The following is a 14,170-nucleotide window of genomic DNA, read 5'->3' as shown; positions in this document are numbered from 1 at the left end:
GCCTGAACAATTGTTCAGGCTTTTTTTATGGAATATATTTTATGAAAATATCCCTTAAATATGTCTTAATGTATACAAGCGCACAACAAGCAATTACCAATGCCATTAATTACTGTGTCTTATCAATAGTTTTATGATGAAATAATTTATACATATCATTATGAAAAAAAGAACATTTAAAAAATTAGCATTAAAGCATCAGATGATTAGTAACTTAGATTCTAATTGTATAATTGGAGGTGTAAGTTGTGAAGCTCCATGCCAAGGAGGAACAGGATGCTGTAATACAGGAACTCGTAACGAGTATTGTAATAGTGATCGCTCTATTTGTGGAGGTGTAACTTGTATGGGTGGATTTGATTGAAAATAAATAGTAAGCATAAAAAACCTCTTAACATTAATACGCTAAGAGGTTTTTTCATGACTGTATGAAAGGTATATATTATTTAAATCCTTTTTTCTTCAATAAAGGTTCTATTTCTGGTTCAGCACCACGGAATCCTTTGTATAATTCCATACCGGGTTGTGATCCACCCATGCTTAGCATTTTGCGGTAACGCTTTGCTGTTGCTGGATCAAATATATTTCCAGTGTCTTTGAAGGCTTGAAAAGCATCAGCATCCAATACTTCTGACCATAAGTAACTGTAATATCCAGAAGAATAACCAACAGGACTTGAAAAGATATGTCCAAAGTACGTACTTCTGTATCGAGGAATGATTTCATCAATCAAACCTAATTCTTTCATCGCTTCTGTTTCAAAAGTATTCACATCTGTTGGAATATCTGATGTTTTAGAATGCCAAGCCATATCTAAATATGCAGCAGCCATATATTCAACCGTAGCAAAACCTCCATTAAACGAGTTGGCATCTTTCATTTTCTTAATCATAGCGTCTGGAATCACTTCTCCTGTTTTGTAATGTTTTGCAAACATGCGAAGTACTTGCGGTTCGCTCATCCAGTTTTCCATTACTTGCGATGGAAATTCAACGAAATCTCTTGGTACATTGGTTCCAGATAATGATTCATATTTTACATTAGAAAACAATCCGTGTAACGCATGTCCAAATTCATGGAATAAAGTTTCAGCTTCTGTAAATGATAGCAACGAAGGCGAATCTCCGGAAGGAGCAGGATAATTAAAGTTATTTGTAACAATAGGAGTTACCATGCCGTTAACATTCATTTGGCTACGTAAGGCATTCATCCATGCACCGCCACGTTTGCTTTCACGTGCAAAGAAATCCATGTAAATAATTCCTAAGTGCTTTCCGTCTGCTTCTAGTACTTCAAACACTTGCTGGTCTTTATGCCATTTTGGGATGTCGTTTCTTTCCTTAAATGTCAAACCAAATAATTGTTTTGCCAATGCAAAAACTCCATCTCTAACTGCATTTACTTCAAAGTATGGACGCGTTTCTTCTTCATCAAAGTTGTAACGTTCTTTTCGAACTTTTTCTACATAATGTCTCCAGTCGCTTCCTGCAAAAGTTCCAGATACACCTTCATTTTTCATCTTTTTAGCCAAAGCTTCACGTTCTGATTTTGCCATGGCTAATGCAGATGGCCATAACTTGTCCATAAAGCCATATACAGCTTCAGGTGTTGCAGCCATATTATCTGACAGTATGTATGCAGCATGTGAATCATATCCTAATAGTTTGGCTTTTTCTAAACGCAATGTTGCCATTTCGCTTAAAATTGCTTTATTGTCGTCGTCGTTTCCATTATTTGCGCGCATTGCATATCCGTCAAATAAAGCTTTGCGAGCTTCTCTGTTTGGAGACGATTGTAAAAATGGGTTGATACTTGGGCGTTGTAAAGTGAATGACCAACCATCTTTATGACCTCTTTTCTTTGCTTCTTCAGCGGCTAATGCAACTAGACTTTCAGGAAGATTTCCAAGATCTTTTTTTTCTTTTGTATGATATTCGAATGCATTTGTTTCATCTAATAAATTCTCGCCAAAATCACCACTTAATTTTGCTAATCGTGTATTAATTTCACGTAAACGATTTTGTTTTTCACCTTTTAAGCTGATTCCTGCACGCACAAAACGCTTGTGAGTTTCTTCAAGTAAACGTGTTTCTTCTGGCGATAAATTCAATTTATCTTTTTGATCATATACAGCTTTTACACGGTCGTAGAGTTTAGCATTTAAGTTGACAAAATCGCCATGAGTTGCCAATGCTGGCGCAATTTCTTTGGCAGCTGCTTTTAGCGTATCATCTGTATTCGCTCCATTTACAGCATAAAACAAACGTTGTATTCTGTTGAGGTATTTTCCGCTAAATTCTAGAGCTTCAATAGTATTTTGAAATGTTGGTGCTTCCGAACTTTCACTAATTGCTTTGATTTCATTTTGATTTTCTTCGAGTGCAATCTTAAATGCGGGTAAGTAGTCGCTACTTTTTATTTTATCGAAAGGTGGCACACCATGCGGTGTATTCCATTCGGTCAACAAGGGATTGTCTGTCATAGATGTGTCTGATTTTTTTTCGGTGGTAGCATCTTTACACGAAGCAAAGAATAGTATACCACAGGTAATGGCTATTGAGATACGTTTCATGGTGTGAATATTTAAACTAACAAGATACTATTTTTTTGAATTTTATGAATGATTTTAACGTTCTATACCAGTTTGTGATTTTCTTCGTTATATTGTTATGTATTTAGCATAAACCGAACTTATGAAACAACTCGTTACCATACTATTTTTCTGTATAAGTTTTACTATGTACAGTCAAAAGAAAATTCATGTCTTTGTGGCTTTGTGTGATAACGTGAATCAAGGAATTGTTCCCGTGCCGAAATCGTTAGGAAACGGACAAAATCCACGAACAAACTTATATTGGGGCGCATTGTATGGCATGAAGACACATTTTAAGCGAAGTAAAGATTGGCAATTTGTAAAAACGATTCCATCGAAGAATCCTAAAATTCTAGAACGCATACTTTTCAAACACAAAACTTCTCATACGTATTTATTGGCAGATGCGTATGATGGAAAGTATGTCAAGCAAACCACCATTGATTTTCTAAAAGCGAGTAGTGGAGCAAATTCAGAAGAAATTGTCGTTAATGATACAAAATTGACATTTGGCGGTAACGCGGGTTTGATAGCTTATATTGGACATGATGGTTTGATGGAGTTTAATTTAAATACTAAGCTCAATCCGAAAAATAATAAAAAGCGAGATGCCATTATTTTGGCATGTATCAGTAAAGATTTTTTCAAGCCATATTTACAGCAAACAGGAGCAAATCCGTTAGTTTGGTCTACAGGATTAATGTCTCCAGAAGCATATACCTTAAAATGGGCAATTGACGGCTGGATTTTAAATGAATCTGATGCTGCCATTCGCGAACGCGCTGCAAAAGCTTATCACAAATATCAAAAATGTGGCATGCGAGGTGCCAGAGGTTTGCTAGTAACTGGGTATTAAAAATAAAAAAACACCTTTTCAATAATAAAAAGGTGCTTCTACCAAACTAAATAATAAACTAATTTACAGTGTAGGGATTTGTAAATACGATTGACGATTTTCACCTGTATAAATAGTAGTGTTTCCGTAGTTTACATTGTTTTTATGACTTTCTTGAGATTCAACGATGTCATTTCCTTGAACGACAAGAATGAGTTGTTCTCCCGCTTTATACTTTGTGGTAGTTGGCCATATTTCAACATCAACTTCTACAATTTGATTTGGTGTAATAGTTTCAATCATATTGTGACTGTGATAAGGAACTTCTTCCGTAGATTTACTCATGTCTAATGCTCTTTTTGAAACTCGAAGCCATCCTGAAGCTACTTGTCCTTCTGCGTCTCCAGATCCTTGGAAATGAATAATATTGTCATTTGCATCAGCTTTTTGAATTCCTACAAACAAATCGATATCAGAAGCTTGATCTGTGCTCACAAAGAGTTTTAATTTCATAGTTCCAACAATGTTAGTTTCTTCTGAAAATGTATGTTTAAAAATTACGCGTTGATTGTCTGTAATGAACTCAGGATCTTCTAAAGCAGTAGCGTCATAAGAAACACTAGAAGCATTTGTTGCCATTGAGTTGTTTAGTGTATTGTTGCTAGCATCTAAATAGAGCTTTGACAAAGTTCTTCCCGGAATTGGCCAATTGTCCGCAGTTTCAATAGTTCCATCATAATACGCTTCTCTAAGTTCATAACGTACTGTTGGTTGACTCAAAATGCTATTGTCTGTTTCTTTTAGGAAGTGATCAAAGAATTTTTTCTGTCTGCTTAAAGCATCTTGACTATAGTAAAACTCCCATTTTTTTCTTCCGTGTAGTTCTAACCATTTTTGAGAAGAAGAAATCGCCTGAAAACCATTAATAGTTCCTCTAGTATGCAATCCATGATCTTGAATACTTACTGAAATGTATGAAGGAATTGTAATTTGCGCCAATCTGTCACCGATACTTAATTCTTGATAGATTGATGCAGAAGCTAATGGATTTGCAGCAACTTCCATTGGTAAATCTCTGTATCCAGTATTGGTTGCGGAAAGATTGTCTAGCAATCTATATTGAAACCAACCATCAATAAATTCGCTAGGAATACCTCCGTGATAAAAACCATCTCTGTATGGATCGGTAAATCCTTCCCAACAAATCATTGCAGTTAAATGTGGCGGATTGAGCGCAGCAGCTTTCCACTGTGATATTCCGTAAATAGAAACACCGTTGAGACCAACTTTTCCAGAAGACCAGCTTTGTACGCCTGCCCATTCGATAAGATCATAGTAATCTTCCGCTTCTTGATCTTCAAATACATTTAAAGTTCCTTCAGATTGTCCAGAACCTCTAGTATCTGCAGCAATTACAATATAACCATGTGCTACCCAAAAAGCAGGATCAGGTGTTTCAAAAGCAGCATATTCAGAAACAATGATATTTCCATCATCTACCGGATCGTATTCTGCGGGCAAATTGTCTTTTCCGTAAGGACCAAATGAAAGAATTACAGGAAATGTTCCTTCGGTATCAGGTCGATATACATTGACAGCCAACTCTACACCATCTCTCATTTCAACTTTGATGTTATTTTCTACTTTTAAAGAAAAATCTTCATTAGGTAGTATAGGAACTGAATTATCATCTTTACTACAGTTACCAAAAAAAAAGATCATTGAACCAATAAAAAAGAATTTAAAAAAACGTGAACGCATATGTATTTTTTTATAGTTAATTACACTACAAAACTAAGTTCAACGTATCTGATTTTTTAGCCCAAAAAGACTTTTGACTACTCCTAGAAGTTCAAGTTTAGTTACTCACTTCTTTAGGCAATGCATTATGGAATTTTTTAAATGCTTTGGTAAATTGACTTAGGTTAGAATATCCTAAAAGATATCCTACATCAGAGACAGAATGTTCCTTTTTCAGTAATAATTCCATGGCTTTGTCCATTTTTAATGCCAAGTAGTACTGATATGGACTTTTATGAAATACTTGTTTAAAGCGCTTTTTAAATTTTGAAAGGCTCATGTTTGCGATGTTTGCTAAAGATTCATTAGAAGGTGTTTTGTCCCAGTTTTCTTCAATAGATTTTTTTGCAAGAAGTAAGTTTTTAATATCTACCGCATTGATATTTACATCGTGAGAAAACGTTGGGCGTGATTCTATTTTATTGAAAAAGTGAGTTAGCATTTTTAAAATATCAGCAACCAACCAAATTTTACCTTTGCTTTTTTCTGATTGTAATATAGATTGGTACGTATTGTGAAACGTATAATCTAAATTTTCAAATAAGTAAATGGCTTCATCATTGGCAAACAACTGATTGAGTGTTCCATTCGGATTTGCAGTATCAAGCACATTTTTTTGCAACCAATCTTTAGAAAAAGTAATGTTGAATATTTTTATGGGTAAATTTGGAGGAATGATACTTTGAGAAGCCGTCATGCCTGATGATAATAATACACCATAATGCTCAAAAGAGACTTTTTTTTGCTGTTGTATTTTTTGTGGAACTTCAGTTTTTGAAAAATAGAAGTTTAAGATAAAATGATTGTTTGAAACATCAGGATTTCTGATCAGTTTTAAACCAGATTGAAGCACTACATCTATAAATGTAATGTTTAAACCTTCTTGAATGGTAACAACTTCAATAGTACCTGTGCCACTTTCTTCTTTTAAAGTAAGTTGATTTTCAGTTAATGTAGAAGCTATATGCTGATGAATAATTTTAATCCAAGTATTGGAGTCAGTGATATTGTAGGAGGCTTGATTCATTATATCAGTTAGACTATTTCTAACGTTATTTTATAGGAACTATTGTAGTAAAATACAATTTACCTTAAAAAACTATTCACTGTCTAAAATATCTGCTATAATTTTTAAATGATGTGCTGTATGAACTTCCAAAAAACGGATGGTTTGTGCTTTATTCAGCATGCCAAATACCGGATGATCAAAGTTTGCATTTGCATCTAAGTTTTCAAGTTTTTGAATGTTGTCTTTGGCTTCTAGAATTTGTGCATGAATGTTTTCGGTGAGAATATTTTCTGGTGGACGTACATTTTGTGGAGATTGCGCGCGACCACGTGGAATAATTCCGCCTGTGAGCGACATAATTCTTGGCACATTGAACGAACTATGATACATAGTAGGATCAGAACTTTCTAGAGACTCCGAAAGTCTGTTGATGGTCTTTAACATATGGTCTAAATGCCAAGCAACATCTGCTTTGGAGACTGCTTTATTTTTTGCATCTCTAAGGTCAATCGTATGCTCAATTTTAGTGAGTAACGGAAGTAATATTTTAGGATCGGATTGGTTCATTCTATATTTGATAAAGATTACTAAGAAGGCAATAAAGGCTATAAAAATGATAAGAATACGTCTCTTCATAATGATTGGTTTTAGGATAAGAAAACGCTTCATTTATACTATAACAAAGCGCTTTCTAGCGTTGAATTAAATAAACGAACTAATGTTAAAATTGAAGTCGATATCCAACATCTGGAAAGAAACCAATTTGATTCACTTGGTCTACATTGTTGGTCAAACGATTGTAACGACGAACAAATACATTTTCCTGGTTGGTAACATTTTGTAAATCCACATAAAATTGATGCGATAATTTCTTTTTCTTGCTATTAATTTTGATTCCGAATTTCAAATCCCATCGAAAATAATCATTGTATTGTTGGCTAAAAGCAATATCTTCTTGCAAGACTTCAAAACCGGCTTGCTGTGAAGCTTGCAAATCTACTGGTGTAAAATAACGTCCGCCGGCAAGCGTGATACGTGAATCAAAGAATAACACATTTTGTTTTTCTTTTCCAATTGCAAATTCGCGTCCTGCCAATACATTAAATACATATCCATTGTTAAAAGGTGTATTGCGTTCAATGTTATCACTTCCTTTATATTTACTTTCAAAAATTGAAGTAGTTAATAAGCCATAATAACCATCACTAAAAAATTTTTCAATAGTCAATTCCAATCCTTGATTGTATCCTGTACCATTATTTGTGAGTGAAACACGATCGTTATCGAACACAAAATCAGTTCCTTCTGTTAAAGAAGAATAACTAGAAGGAAAGGCTTCAACAGCAGCATTATCAATATCTTGATAGTATATTTCTAGCTTTCCGCGCCAGCTTTTAGCAAGTCTTACATCATAACCTAGTACATAATGTGCGCTTCGAGTAAAGTCTAAATTTTTATTGGTTTGAACCAGTTGTCCATTCACTTCTTCATTTAAAAATAACAAAGGTAATGGCGCTTGTTGATGATGAATTCCGAAACCGAAGTTTACACTATGTTTTGAAGTGATTTTATATTGTAAAGCTGTTCTTGGTTCTACTACAAATTGATCGTTCAAGTTTGTGTATTGTGTATGTAGACCTGCGTTTAAGGTTAATTTTTTTGTCAATCTGAATTGCCCTTGAATATACGGTTGAAATAAACCGAAGCTTTCGTCAGTATTGCGAAATGTAAATAAATCTGGATCTCCGTCATTGTTGTTGTCTGCTTGTCGTTCACGATCTCTTAGTAAGGATTCTATGCCGAAATTTTCATATAAAAAACCTGTGCGAAGTGTAATTTTACTATTCAATTTTGTGTTGAAAAGTGTCGAAAATGTAAAACGGTTTTGCGTATCATCTGCTTCCGAATATCGAATTGTACGTTCTTGTGGAGTATCTTTATCAATAAAACGATCTGATTCAAATGTATTGGTTGAGGTTGATAAGGAAACAATGGTTTTTAAATAACTCTTGCCGCCAATATTTAAGCGATGTTTTAGACCTACAACACCAAATCCAGATTCGACAAAAGCATTTTCATCTTCCGCAGAAAACAAATCATCCTCATCAATATCATCACCTAAAAATTCAATGTCTGAATTTCCAAGAATTCCAAATAAGCTCAAGTTTCCAAATTTCCCTGTTCCAAAATCTATATTAAAAGAAATATCACTATAGTTTGGCGTAGCTGAAGTTCCACCAGCGCCAACACCCAGCAGTCCAACTAATGAATAACGCGCGGCTATTAAAAAAGAACCTTGTTTTTTGCCTAATGGACCTTCTGCCATAGCTTCAACTCCTGTAAAAGCACCAACTTGCGCGGTAAATTCGTAATTGTCAATATTTCCCTTTCTAAAACCTAAATCAAAAACACCACCAAGTGCATTTCCGTATTCTGCAGGAAATGCAGACGTTAGGAAATCGGAGTTTTTTAGCATGTTAGTATTTAGTGCAGAAACAGGTCCGCCAGTAGTTCCTAACGTAGAGTAGTGATTTGGACTTGGAATAGGAATGCCTTCCAAACGCCATAATAATCCTGTAGGTGAGTTTCCACGAATTACAATATCATTTCTACTATCATCTGGAGCAGAAACTCCAGCAAAATTAGCTGCTAAGCGTCCAACATCGCTTCTTCCACCAGAAAAACGATTTACTTCTTCCAAGCTGAACTGTCGAGCAGAAACCGTTGCCAGTTTATTGATGGTACGATCTTTATTTGTTGGAGGATCTAATACAACCGCGTCTAGTTGATCAAAAGCTTCTTCCAAAGTTACATTTATAATAGCATCTTTTCCTGTAGTCACTACAATATTTGGAATCGTAATCGATTCAAAACCAATATAGCTTACGCGGATGCTTTGTCGTCCTACGGGAACATTTTCAATTGTATAATAACCATTTATGTCTGTGGTAACACCTATGGGATTTTTAGTGTTTAGTAATTCAATGGTAGCTCCAGGTAATGAGGTTTCTGATTGTTTGTCTAAAATTTGTCCTTTAATAATTCCTGTTTGTGCAAAACTGAATGTGCAACAAAGAACAAATAATACGGTGAGTTTGTTCATGATTTCTTAGTTTATTGATTCAAAATTGAACTAATGAAGTCATATATGAAATGAGGAAAATTTGAGTTGTAGAATTTTAGGTTGAATTGTGTAAATTGAGCTTTTTAGGTAAAAAATTCTCTCAAAATCAGTATGTTTCAGTTGAAGGATTAAATGTGACAGTTTAAGTAGTAATTTAACAGTTCAAACTTAGAGACATAGTATTCGGATAAATATCTTATTATATTTGAATTTACTAGTTGACATAACGAATGATAAAGAAAGCATATTTGAAAAAGTTATTGATTCGATTTCTAGTGATTACGGTAGTATTTCTTTTAGTAAAAACCACCATTGATCATGATGAAATGGAACCTACTGTAGATTATACAGCTATCTTTTATTATTTTTCTGCGTTTACATTGTTTATGCTGACATGGGAAGTGAATGATTGGTTGATACGGCGTGAAAAAAAATCGGCAGTAATGACCAGTATTACAACTTCAAGTACTATAAAAACATTACTAATTACGATGGCAATTGTATTACCTGTTGCTGCTATTATTTATTATGTCGGAATTTTTGAAATAGATGGTATTTGTAATTTGAGTCCAGATAAATCTTGGTTGCGTTTTCGAATCGATTTCTTGCGTGCAGCATTAATTACAGCTTCGCTTACCATATTTAATCAGTTTTACAGAACGACACAGGAGAAGAAAGAAGTAGAAACATCTTTACAATTGTTAAAGAAAGAAATGATGACTTCTAAGTACAATTCTTTGAAAAGTCAGATCAGTCCACACTTTTTATTTAATAGTTTAAATACGCTAACTTCATTAATGTATGAAGATCGTGATTTGGCTTCAGATTTTGTTTCTCGCTTGGCAACTTGCTATCGTTACATTTTGGATAATAGAGAACAAGATTTAGTGAGTTTGGAAAAAGAAATGCAGTTTTTAGATTCTTTTATTTTCATGATGAAAGTTCGTCATGATGGTGCTATTGCTATTCACACAAATATTGATACAAAACCGCATCAATTTGTCATTCCAACCTTATCGATTCAGATGTTGGTAGAAAATGCTTTGAAACATAATTATTATTCAAAAGAACAATCGATTACGATTGATATTTTTACAAAAGACAATTCTTTAATTGTTCAAAATAACATACGAAAACGTTCCGATTCGCAGGCATCTACGCAATTAGGATTGGCTAATATTAAAAAAAGGTATGCGTTTTACACTAAAAAAGAAGTGTTGATCGAAGAAACTAAAACACAGTTTAAAGTAATTATGCCTTTGCTTTCTAGTGATTTGATAAAAGGACAAAAAGAACTCTAACAAACGGTTTAAGATATGAAAGCGTTAATTATAGAAGATGAAGATATAGCTTCAAGACGATTGCGAAACTTAATTGAAGAACTTGCACCAGATTGTGAGATATTAGCACAACTTTCGTCTGTAGAAAGCGGACATAAATGGTTTGAAGAAAATGAGTTGCCTGATTTGATATTTTTAGACATTCAGTTGAATGACGGATATGGTTTTGATATTATTGATCGTCTAGAAAAACATCCGCCAATTATTTTCACAACTGCGTATAACGAATATGCAATTCGTGGTTTTAAGTACAACGGATTGGATTACTTGTTAAAACCTATTGATAAAGCAGAACTTAAAAAAGCACTGAATAAATACACTGAAACCATTGATAATCGCCAACAATCTTCTACTGATATTGATCAACTTCGTCATTTATTTAAGAAGGAATACAAGCGACGATTTATGGTGAAAGTTGGGAATCAGTTTAAAACCTATAAAGTTGAAGACATCGCTTATTTTATGGCGGATGAAGGTGTCATTTTTCTATATACTGAGAATGGGCAAAAATGTCCTATTGAACATACAATTGATCAATTAGAAGAAATTTTAGATCCAATTCACTTTTTCAGAATCAACAGAAAATATATGGTTTCTGTAAATGCTGTTCATGAAATTCACAGTTATTTTAATAGTCGATTATTGCTAAAATTGAATCCTTCACAAGAAGAGCAAATTATTGTTTCGCGTGAACGTACTACGAATTTTAAAAAGTGGTTGGATATGTAAGTTTGCAAAAAAACCATTATCAAAATATTGTTACTCTGATAATGGTTATCGTTACATAATTTGAATTTTATGTTTCAACTTACATTGTCAATAACTGATTTCTTGGTTGCTGACAAGTTTTAGTATGATAACAAGAAATATCTGTGTATGTACATTATTGTATAGAACACTATTTGAATTAATATTCTCTATGGTTGATTACATATTACAATTCCAAGCCCACCAAGTATTAGGATAGCATCCATCATAGCAAGTGTTGTGATACTTTTTTGTTTTATTACAAGTTGTTCCTGTAACACCACCTTTTACAATATCAATTTTTAAATTAGAAATGTTTTTTTTGTTTAAACTGAGTTTGATTTTTGATTTTTTCATGATTTTGGTTTTGATTCGAATTCAATTAAAAAGTAATGCTTTTCAAATTTTACATATAGTCGCAATCATCTGGAGCATAACTTATTGGAGTACAGCCGCCACGAACACATGTGTGTCCACCGCCGCAAGTATATTTTACACCGCTAGCGCCACCTTTTATGTCGCTTGGTATAAAATTGGAAATAGACACTTTGCTAATTTTTAATGACGTAAGATTCTGTTTTTTCATAATGATATAGTTTTTAAATTATGACATGAAATTAGAATCCGTTTTTGGGTTATCCAATCAAAAGAAAATTCATTTTATAAAATGAAGGTAAGGTTTGGAGCTAAAATGTGTAGTGTTGTTTATCCGTCTGCGAGACTGTCAGGCCTTGTGGGTACTGTATGACACTCAGGATTTTTTGAGTAACAACTTAGCTCATTAGTATTTTGTCCATCAGCTCCGCCATTCGTTTGATGTAAATTTGCAATGTTAACTTTACTAAATTTTAAAAAAGTTGAGGTCATTTTTTGTTTTTTCATAATTAAAAATGTTTTGTTGATTTTTCTCCGAATATAACGCATACGGTAGTTTGAGAGAAAAACAGTAACCTTTATTTTATGAAATAGAGGTAAGGTTTTTAATGAAAAATGATGGATAAATGCCTGTTTGCTTTTTAAATGCTCTCGAAAAAGCACCTTCGCTTTTAAAACCTAATTCTTTTGCAATAGCTTTTATGCTATACGAACGTAAAACTTTGTCATTCTTTAGTTTATGAAGTACATAGTTGATGCGTAATTCGGTAATATAATTTTTGAATGTAACTCCTTTTTGCTCATTGATAATTTGCGATAAATAGGTAGTGTTTGTGTTTAATTTTTTAGCAACAGTGACCAAACTTGTACTTTGATGTAAAAAAGCTTCTGTTTGTTCAAATTTTTGAAGTCCAGTTAAAATTTTAGCAATTTTTTCATCTGAAATCTTATACTTAGTATTTGATTCTGTGGTTTCAGCGTTATTTGGTTCAGCAACTAATGTTTCAACTAATTCGTCAAACTTTTTTTGATTATCGAGTTGTTGTTTTTTATAAATCGAAAATAAAATGATCAATGCTAAAAGTAGTCCAATAGATACAAACCATAGCGAAGTATTTTGTTGCTCTTTTTGACTTGATTTCATCTCTAAAGAAGTTATTTTTTCTTCTAGTGTTTTCTTGTCATATTCTTCTAATATAGTATATCTAATAGTTTCCTGAATAGTATCCGTATATGATAAGTTATGTGCTAAACGATAATTTTCTAAAGCTTTTTTCGAGCTATCAATCTGCTCATAACTATTGGCTAATAATGAAAGTACTTCTCTGTATTCAAAATCGTCGAATTCAATTTCTTTTTGTAGTGTTTTAAATGCTTCAAAATTATTAATAGCTTCTAAAAATTGTTGTCTCTCATAATAGATTTTTCCGCGATAACGATAAATAGGATATAAATTTCGCTTAATATCTAATGAAGAAACAATACTGTCTGCAGTGGCTAATTGAACTAATGCTTGATTGTATTTTTTTCGTTTATAATGTATAATACCTTTAAAAGTATGGTAGTAACTCAAGGCGTCATTATCATTTTTCTCGATGCTCAATGTTTTTAGCTCGTGCACATATGTAGAAGCTTTGTCGAGATCAAAATGAGTGTAGGAAGCGCAAAGTGTGATTAAGGTGTTTAAATATAATGTATAATATCTTTTTTTCGTTACGATGGGAGCGATGATTTCTTTATTTTTTAGAAATAGTTCTGTAGCTCCTTTATGATCGCCTGTAATATTTTTAATAGAACCAATACCTTGATTCGCATAGATTTGATAACGTACGTTTTCTGTTGCTTTTGCTATAGAATCAAACTTCAAATAATAGGTAGTTGCTTTTGTGTATTTTCCGAATTTATAATAAGTACTTCCTTTTTCGCTTAAAGCAGTGATAAACAAAGAATTGTTTTTTTGAGCTTTGGCAAAGGCAATACATGAATCAATATATTGTATAGAAGCTTTCATGTTGCCAGCTTCATTCTCAAAATACGCTTTGTATAAGAATGCATTATTTTTTTCTAATTCATTGCTGTCTTTTTTGGCTTTTGCTATGAGCGCATCTACATATTTTTCTGAGGCAATAAGATCTGTATACTTTAAACCTTTGTAATTCTTTTTTAATTCTTGATACGATAAAGTAGTTAAATTGTCGATTTGTTGAGCAGTACTATAATTTGTAAAATATAAAAGGATGACAAAAAGAAAACGAGTATAAACATTCATAAGCTATCGGATTGAATCAAAAAACGCAAGAATATATTTTATACGTAAAATATTGATTAATATAAGAAAAAAAGAAAG

Annotated in this window: 13 protein-coding genes; 4 read left to right on the top strand and 9 right to left on the bottom strand. The window is 33.1% G+C overall.

Annotated features, from left to right (window positions below):
• Positions 1 to 160: 160 nt before the first annotated feature.
• On the top strand, positions 161 to 364 hold the full coding sequence (locus ACOQOS_RS12240) for a hypothetical protein (RefSeq protein ID WP_420570747.1): 204 nt from the start codon (positions 161 to 163) through the stop codon (positions 362 to 364).
• Between the two features lie 78 nt (positions 365 to 442).
• On the opposite strand, the gene ACOQOS_RS12235 is transcribed toward ACOQOS_RS12240, so the two are convergent.
• On the bottom strand, positions 443 to 2,572 hold the full coding sequence (locus tag ACOQOS_RS12235) for a M3 family metallopeptidase (RefSeq protein WP_420570746.1): 2,130 nt from the start codon (positions 2,570 to 2,572) through the stop codon (positions 443 to 445).
• 121 nt (positions 2,573 to 2,693) lie between these two features.
• Here ACOQOS_RS12235 and ACOQOS_RS12230 point away from each other — a divergent pair, with 121 nt between their 5' ends.
• Positions 2,694 to 3,449, top strand: a complete 756-nt coding sequence (locus ACOQOS_RS12230) for a hypothetical protein (RefSeq protein ID WP_420570745.1) — start codon at positions 2,694 to 2,696, stop codon at positions 3,447 to 3,449.
• A 63-nt stretch (positions 3,450 to 3,512) separates the two neighbouring features.
• Here ACOQOS_RS12230 and ACOQOS_RS12225 read toward each other — a convergent pair whose 3' ends face one another.
• The 4 genes from ACOQOS_RS12225 to ACOQOS_RS12210 form a co-directional block, all read right to left on the bottom strand.
• On the bottom strand, positions 3,513 to 5,189 hold the full coding sequence (locus ACOQOS_RS12225) for a CocE/NonD family hydrolase (RefSeq protein WP_420570744.1): 1,677 nt from the start codon (positions 5,187 to 5,189) through the stop codon (positions 3,513 to 3,515).
• Positions 5,190 to 5,286: 97 nt separating this feature from the next.
• Positions 5,287 to 6,255, bottom strand: a complete 969-nt coding sequence (locus ACOQOS_RS12220) for a helix-turn-helix domain-containing protein (protein ID WP_420570743.1) — start codon at positions 6,253 to 6,255, stop codon at positions 5,287 to 5,289.
• A gap of 72 nt (positions 6,256 to 6,327) precedes the next feature.
• Entirely contained in the window at positions 6,328 to 6,873 is a 546-nt protein-coding gene (locus ACOQOS_RS12215; RefSeq protein WP_420570742.1) for a DUF1569 domain-containing protein, read from the bottom strand.
• Between the two features lie 85 nt (positions 6,874 to 6,958).
• Positions 6,959 to 9,340: a TonB-dependent receptor gene (locus tag ACOQOS_RS12210; RefSeq protein WP_420570741.1), complete on the bottom strand. Its 2,382-nt coding sequence runs from the start codon at positions 9,338 to 9,340 to the stop codon at positions 6,959 to 6,961.
• 251 nt (positions 9,341 to 9,591) lie between these two features.
• Here ACOQOS_RS12210 and ACOQOS_RS12205 point away from each other — a divergent pair, with 251 nt between their 5' ends.
• A complete protein-coding gene (locus tag ACOQOS_RS12205; protein ID WP_420570740.1) occupies positions 9,592 to 10,662 on the top strand; it encodes a sensor histidine kinase in 1,071 nt (356 codons plus the stop codon).
• 15 nt (positions 10,663 to 10,677) lie between these two features.
• Positions 10,678 to 11,430, top strand: a complete 753-nt coding sequence (locus ACOQOS_RS12200; protein WP_420570739.1) for a LytR/AlgR family response regulator transcription factor — start codon at positions 10,678 to 10,680, stop codon at positions 11,428 to 11,430.
• Between the two features lie 198 nt (positions 11,431 to 11,628).
• On the opposite strand, the gene ACOQOS_RS12195 is transcribed toward ACOQOS_RS12200, so the two are convergent.
• The 4 genes from ACOQOS_RS12195 to ACOQOS_RS12180 form a co-directional block, all read right to left on the bottom strand.
• Positions 11,629 to 11,805 (bottom strand): hypothetical protein, encoded by a 177-nt coding sequence (locus tag ACOQOS_RS12195; RefSeq protein WP_420570738.1) that lies wholly within the window; start codon positions 11,803 to 11,805, stop codon positions 11,629 to 11,631.
• A gap of 49 nt (positions 11,806 to 11,854) precedes the next feature.
• Positions 11,855 to 12,034 carry a hypothetical protein gene (locus ACOQOS_RS12190; protein ID WP_420570737.1) on the bottom strand — a complete coding sequence of 60 codons (180 nt, stop codon included), beginning with the start codon at positions 12,032 to 12,034 and terminating at the stop codon, positions 11,855 to 11,857.
• A 119-nt stretch (positions 12,035 to 12,153) separates the two neighbouring features.
• Complete coding sequence (locus ACOQOS_RS12185) at positions 12,154 to 12,330, bottom strand: hypothetical protein (protein ID WP_420570736.1); 177 nt, start codon at positions 12,328 to 12,330, stop codon at positions 12,154 to 12,156.
• 76 nt (positions 12,331 to 12,406) lie between these two features.
• Positions 12,407 to 14,092: a helix-turn-helix domain-containing protein gene (locus ACOQOS_RS12180; RefSeq protein ID WP_420570735.1), complete on the bottom strand. Its 1,686-nt coding sequence runs from the start codon at positions 14,090 to 14,092 to the stop codon at positions 12,407 to 12,409.
• Positions 14,093 to 14,170: the final 78 nt, after the last annotated feature.

Source organism: Kordia sp. (genome assembly GCF_965224175.1).
Classification (GTDB): domain Bacteria; phylum Bacteroidota; class Bacteroidia; order Flavobacteriales; family Flavobacteriaceae; genus Kordia.
Note: the sequence above shows the minus strand (reverse complement) of the source record. Positions and strands in the feature narration are given on the sequence as shown.

Coding starts and splice junctions, on each gene's coding strand:
- ACOQOS_RS12240 (WP_420570747.1), top strand. CDS start 161: ATGAAAAAAAGAACATTTAAAAAATTAGCATTAAAGCATCAGATGATT.
- ACOQOS_RS12235 (WP_420570746.1), bottom strand. CDS start 2,572: ATGAAACGTATCTCAATAGCCATTACCTGTGGTATACTATTCTTTGCT.
- ACOQOS_RS12230 (WP_420570745.1), top strand. CDS start 2,694: ATGAAACAACTCGTTACCATACTATTTTTCTGTATAAGTTTTACTATG.
- ACOQOS_RS12225 (WP_420570744.1), bottom strand. CDS start 5,189: ATGCGTTCACGTTTTTTTAAATTCTTTTTTATTGGTTCAATGATCTTT.
- ACOQOS_RS12220 (WP_420570743.1), bottom strand. CDS start 6,255: ATGAATCAAGCCTCCTACAATATCACTGACTCCAATACTTGGATTAAA.
- ACOQOS_RS12215 (WP_420570742.1), bottom strand. CDS start 6,873: ATGAAGAGACGTATTCTTATCATTTTTATAGCCTTTATTGCCTTCTTA.
- ACOQOS_RS12210 (WP_420570741.1), bottom strand. CDS start 9,340: ATGAACAAACTCACCGTATTATTTGTTCTTTGTTGCACATTCAGTTTT.
- ACOQOS_RS12205 (WP_420570740.1), top strand. CDS start 9,592: ATGATAAAGAAAGCATATTTGAAAAAGTTATTGATTCGATTTCTAGTG.
- ACOQOS_RS12200 (WP_420570739.1), top strand. CDS start 10,678: ATGAAAGCGTTAATTATAGAAGATGAAGATATAGCTTCAAGACGATTG.
- ACOQOS_RS12195 (WP_420570738.1), bottom strand. CDS start 11,805: ATGAAAAAATCAAAAATCAAACTCAGTTTAAACAAAAAAAACATTTCT.
- ACOQOS_RS12190 (WP_420570737.1), bottom strand. CDS start 12,034: ATGAAAAAACAGAATCTTACGTCATTAAAAATTAGCAAAGTGTCTATT.
- ACOQOS_RS12185 (WP_420570736.1), bottom strand. CDS start 12,330: ATGAAAAAACAAAAAATGACCTCAACTTTTTTAAAATTTAGTAAAGTT.
- ACOQOS_RS12180 (WP_420570735.1), bottom strand. CDS start 14,092: ATGAATGTTTATACTCGTTTTCTTTTTGTCATCCTTTTATATTTTACA.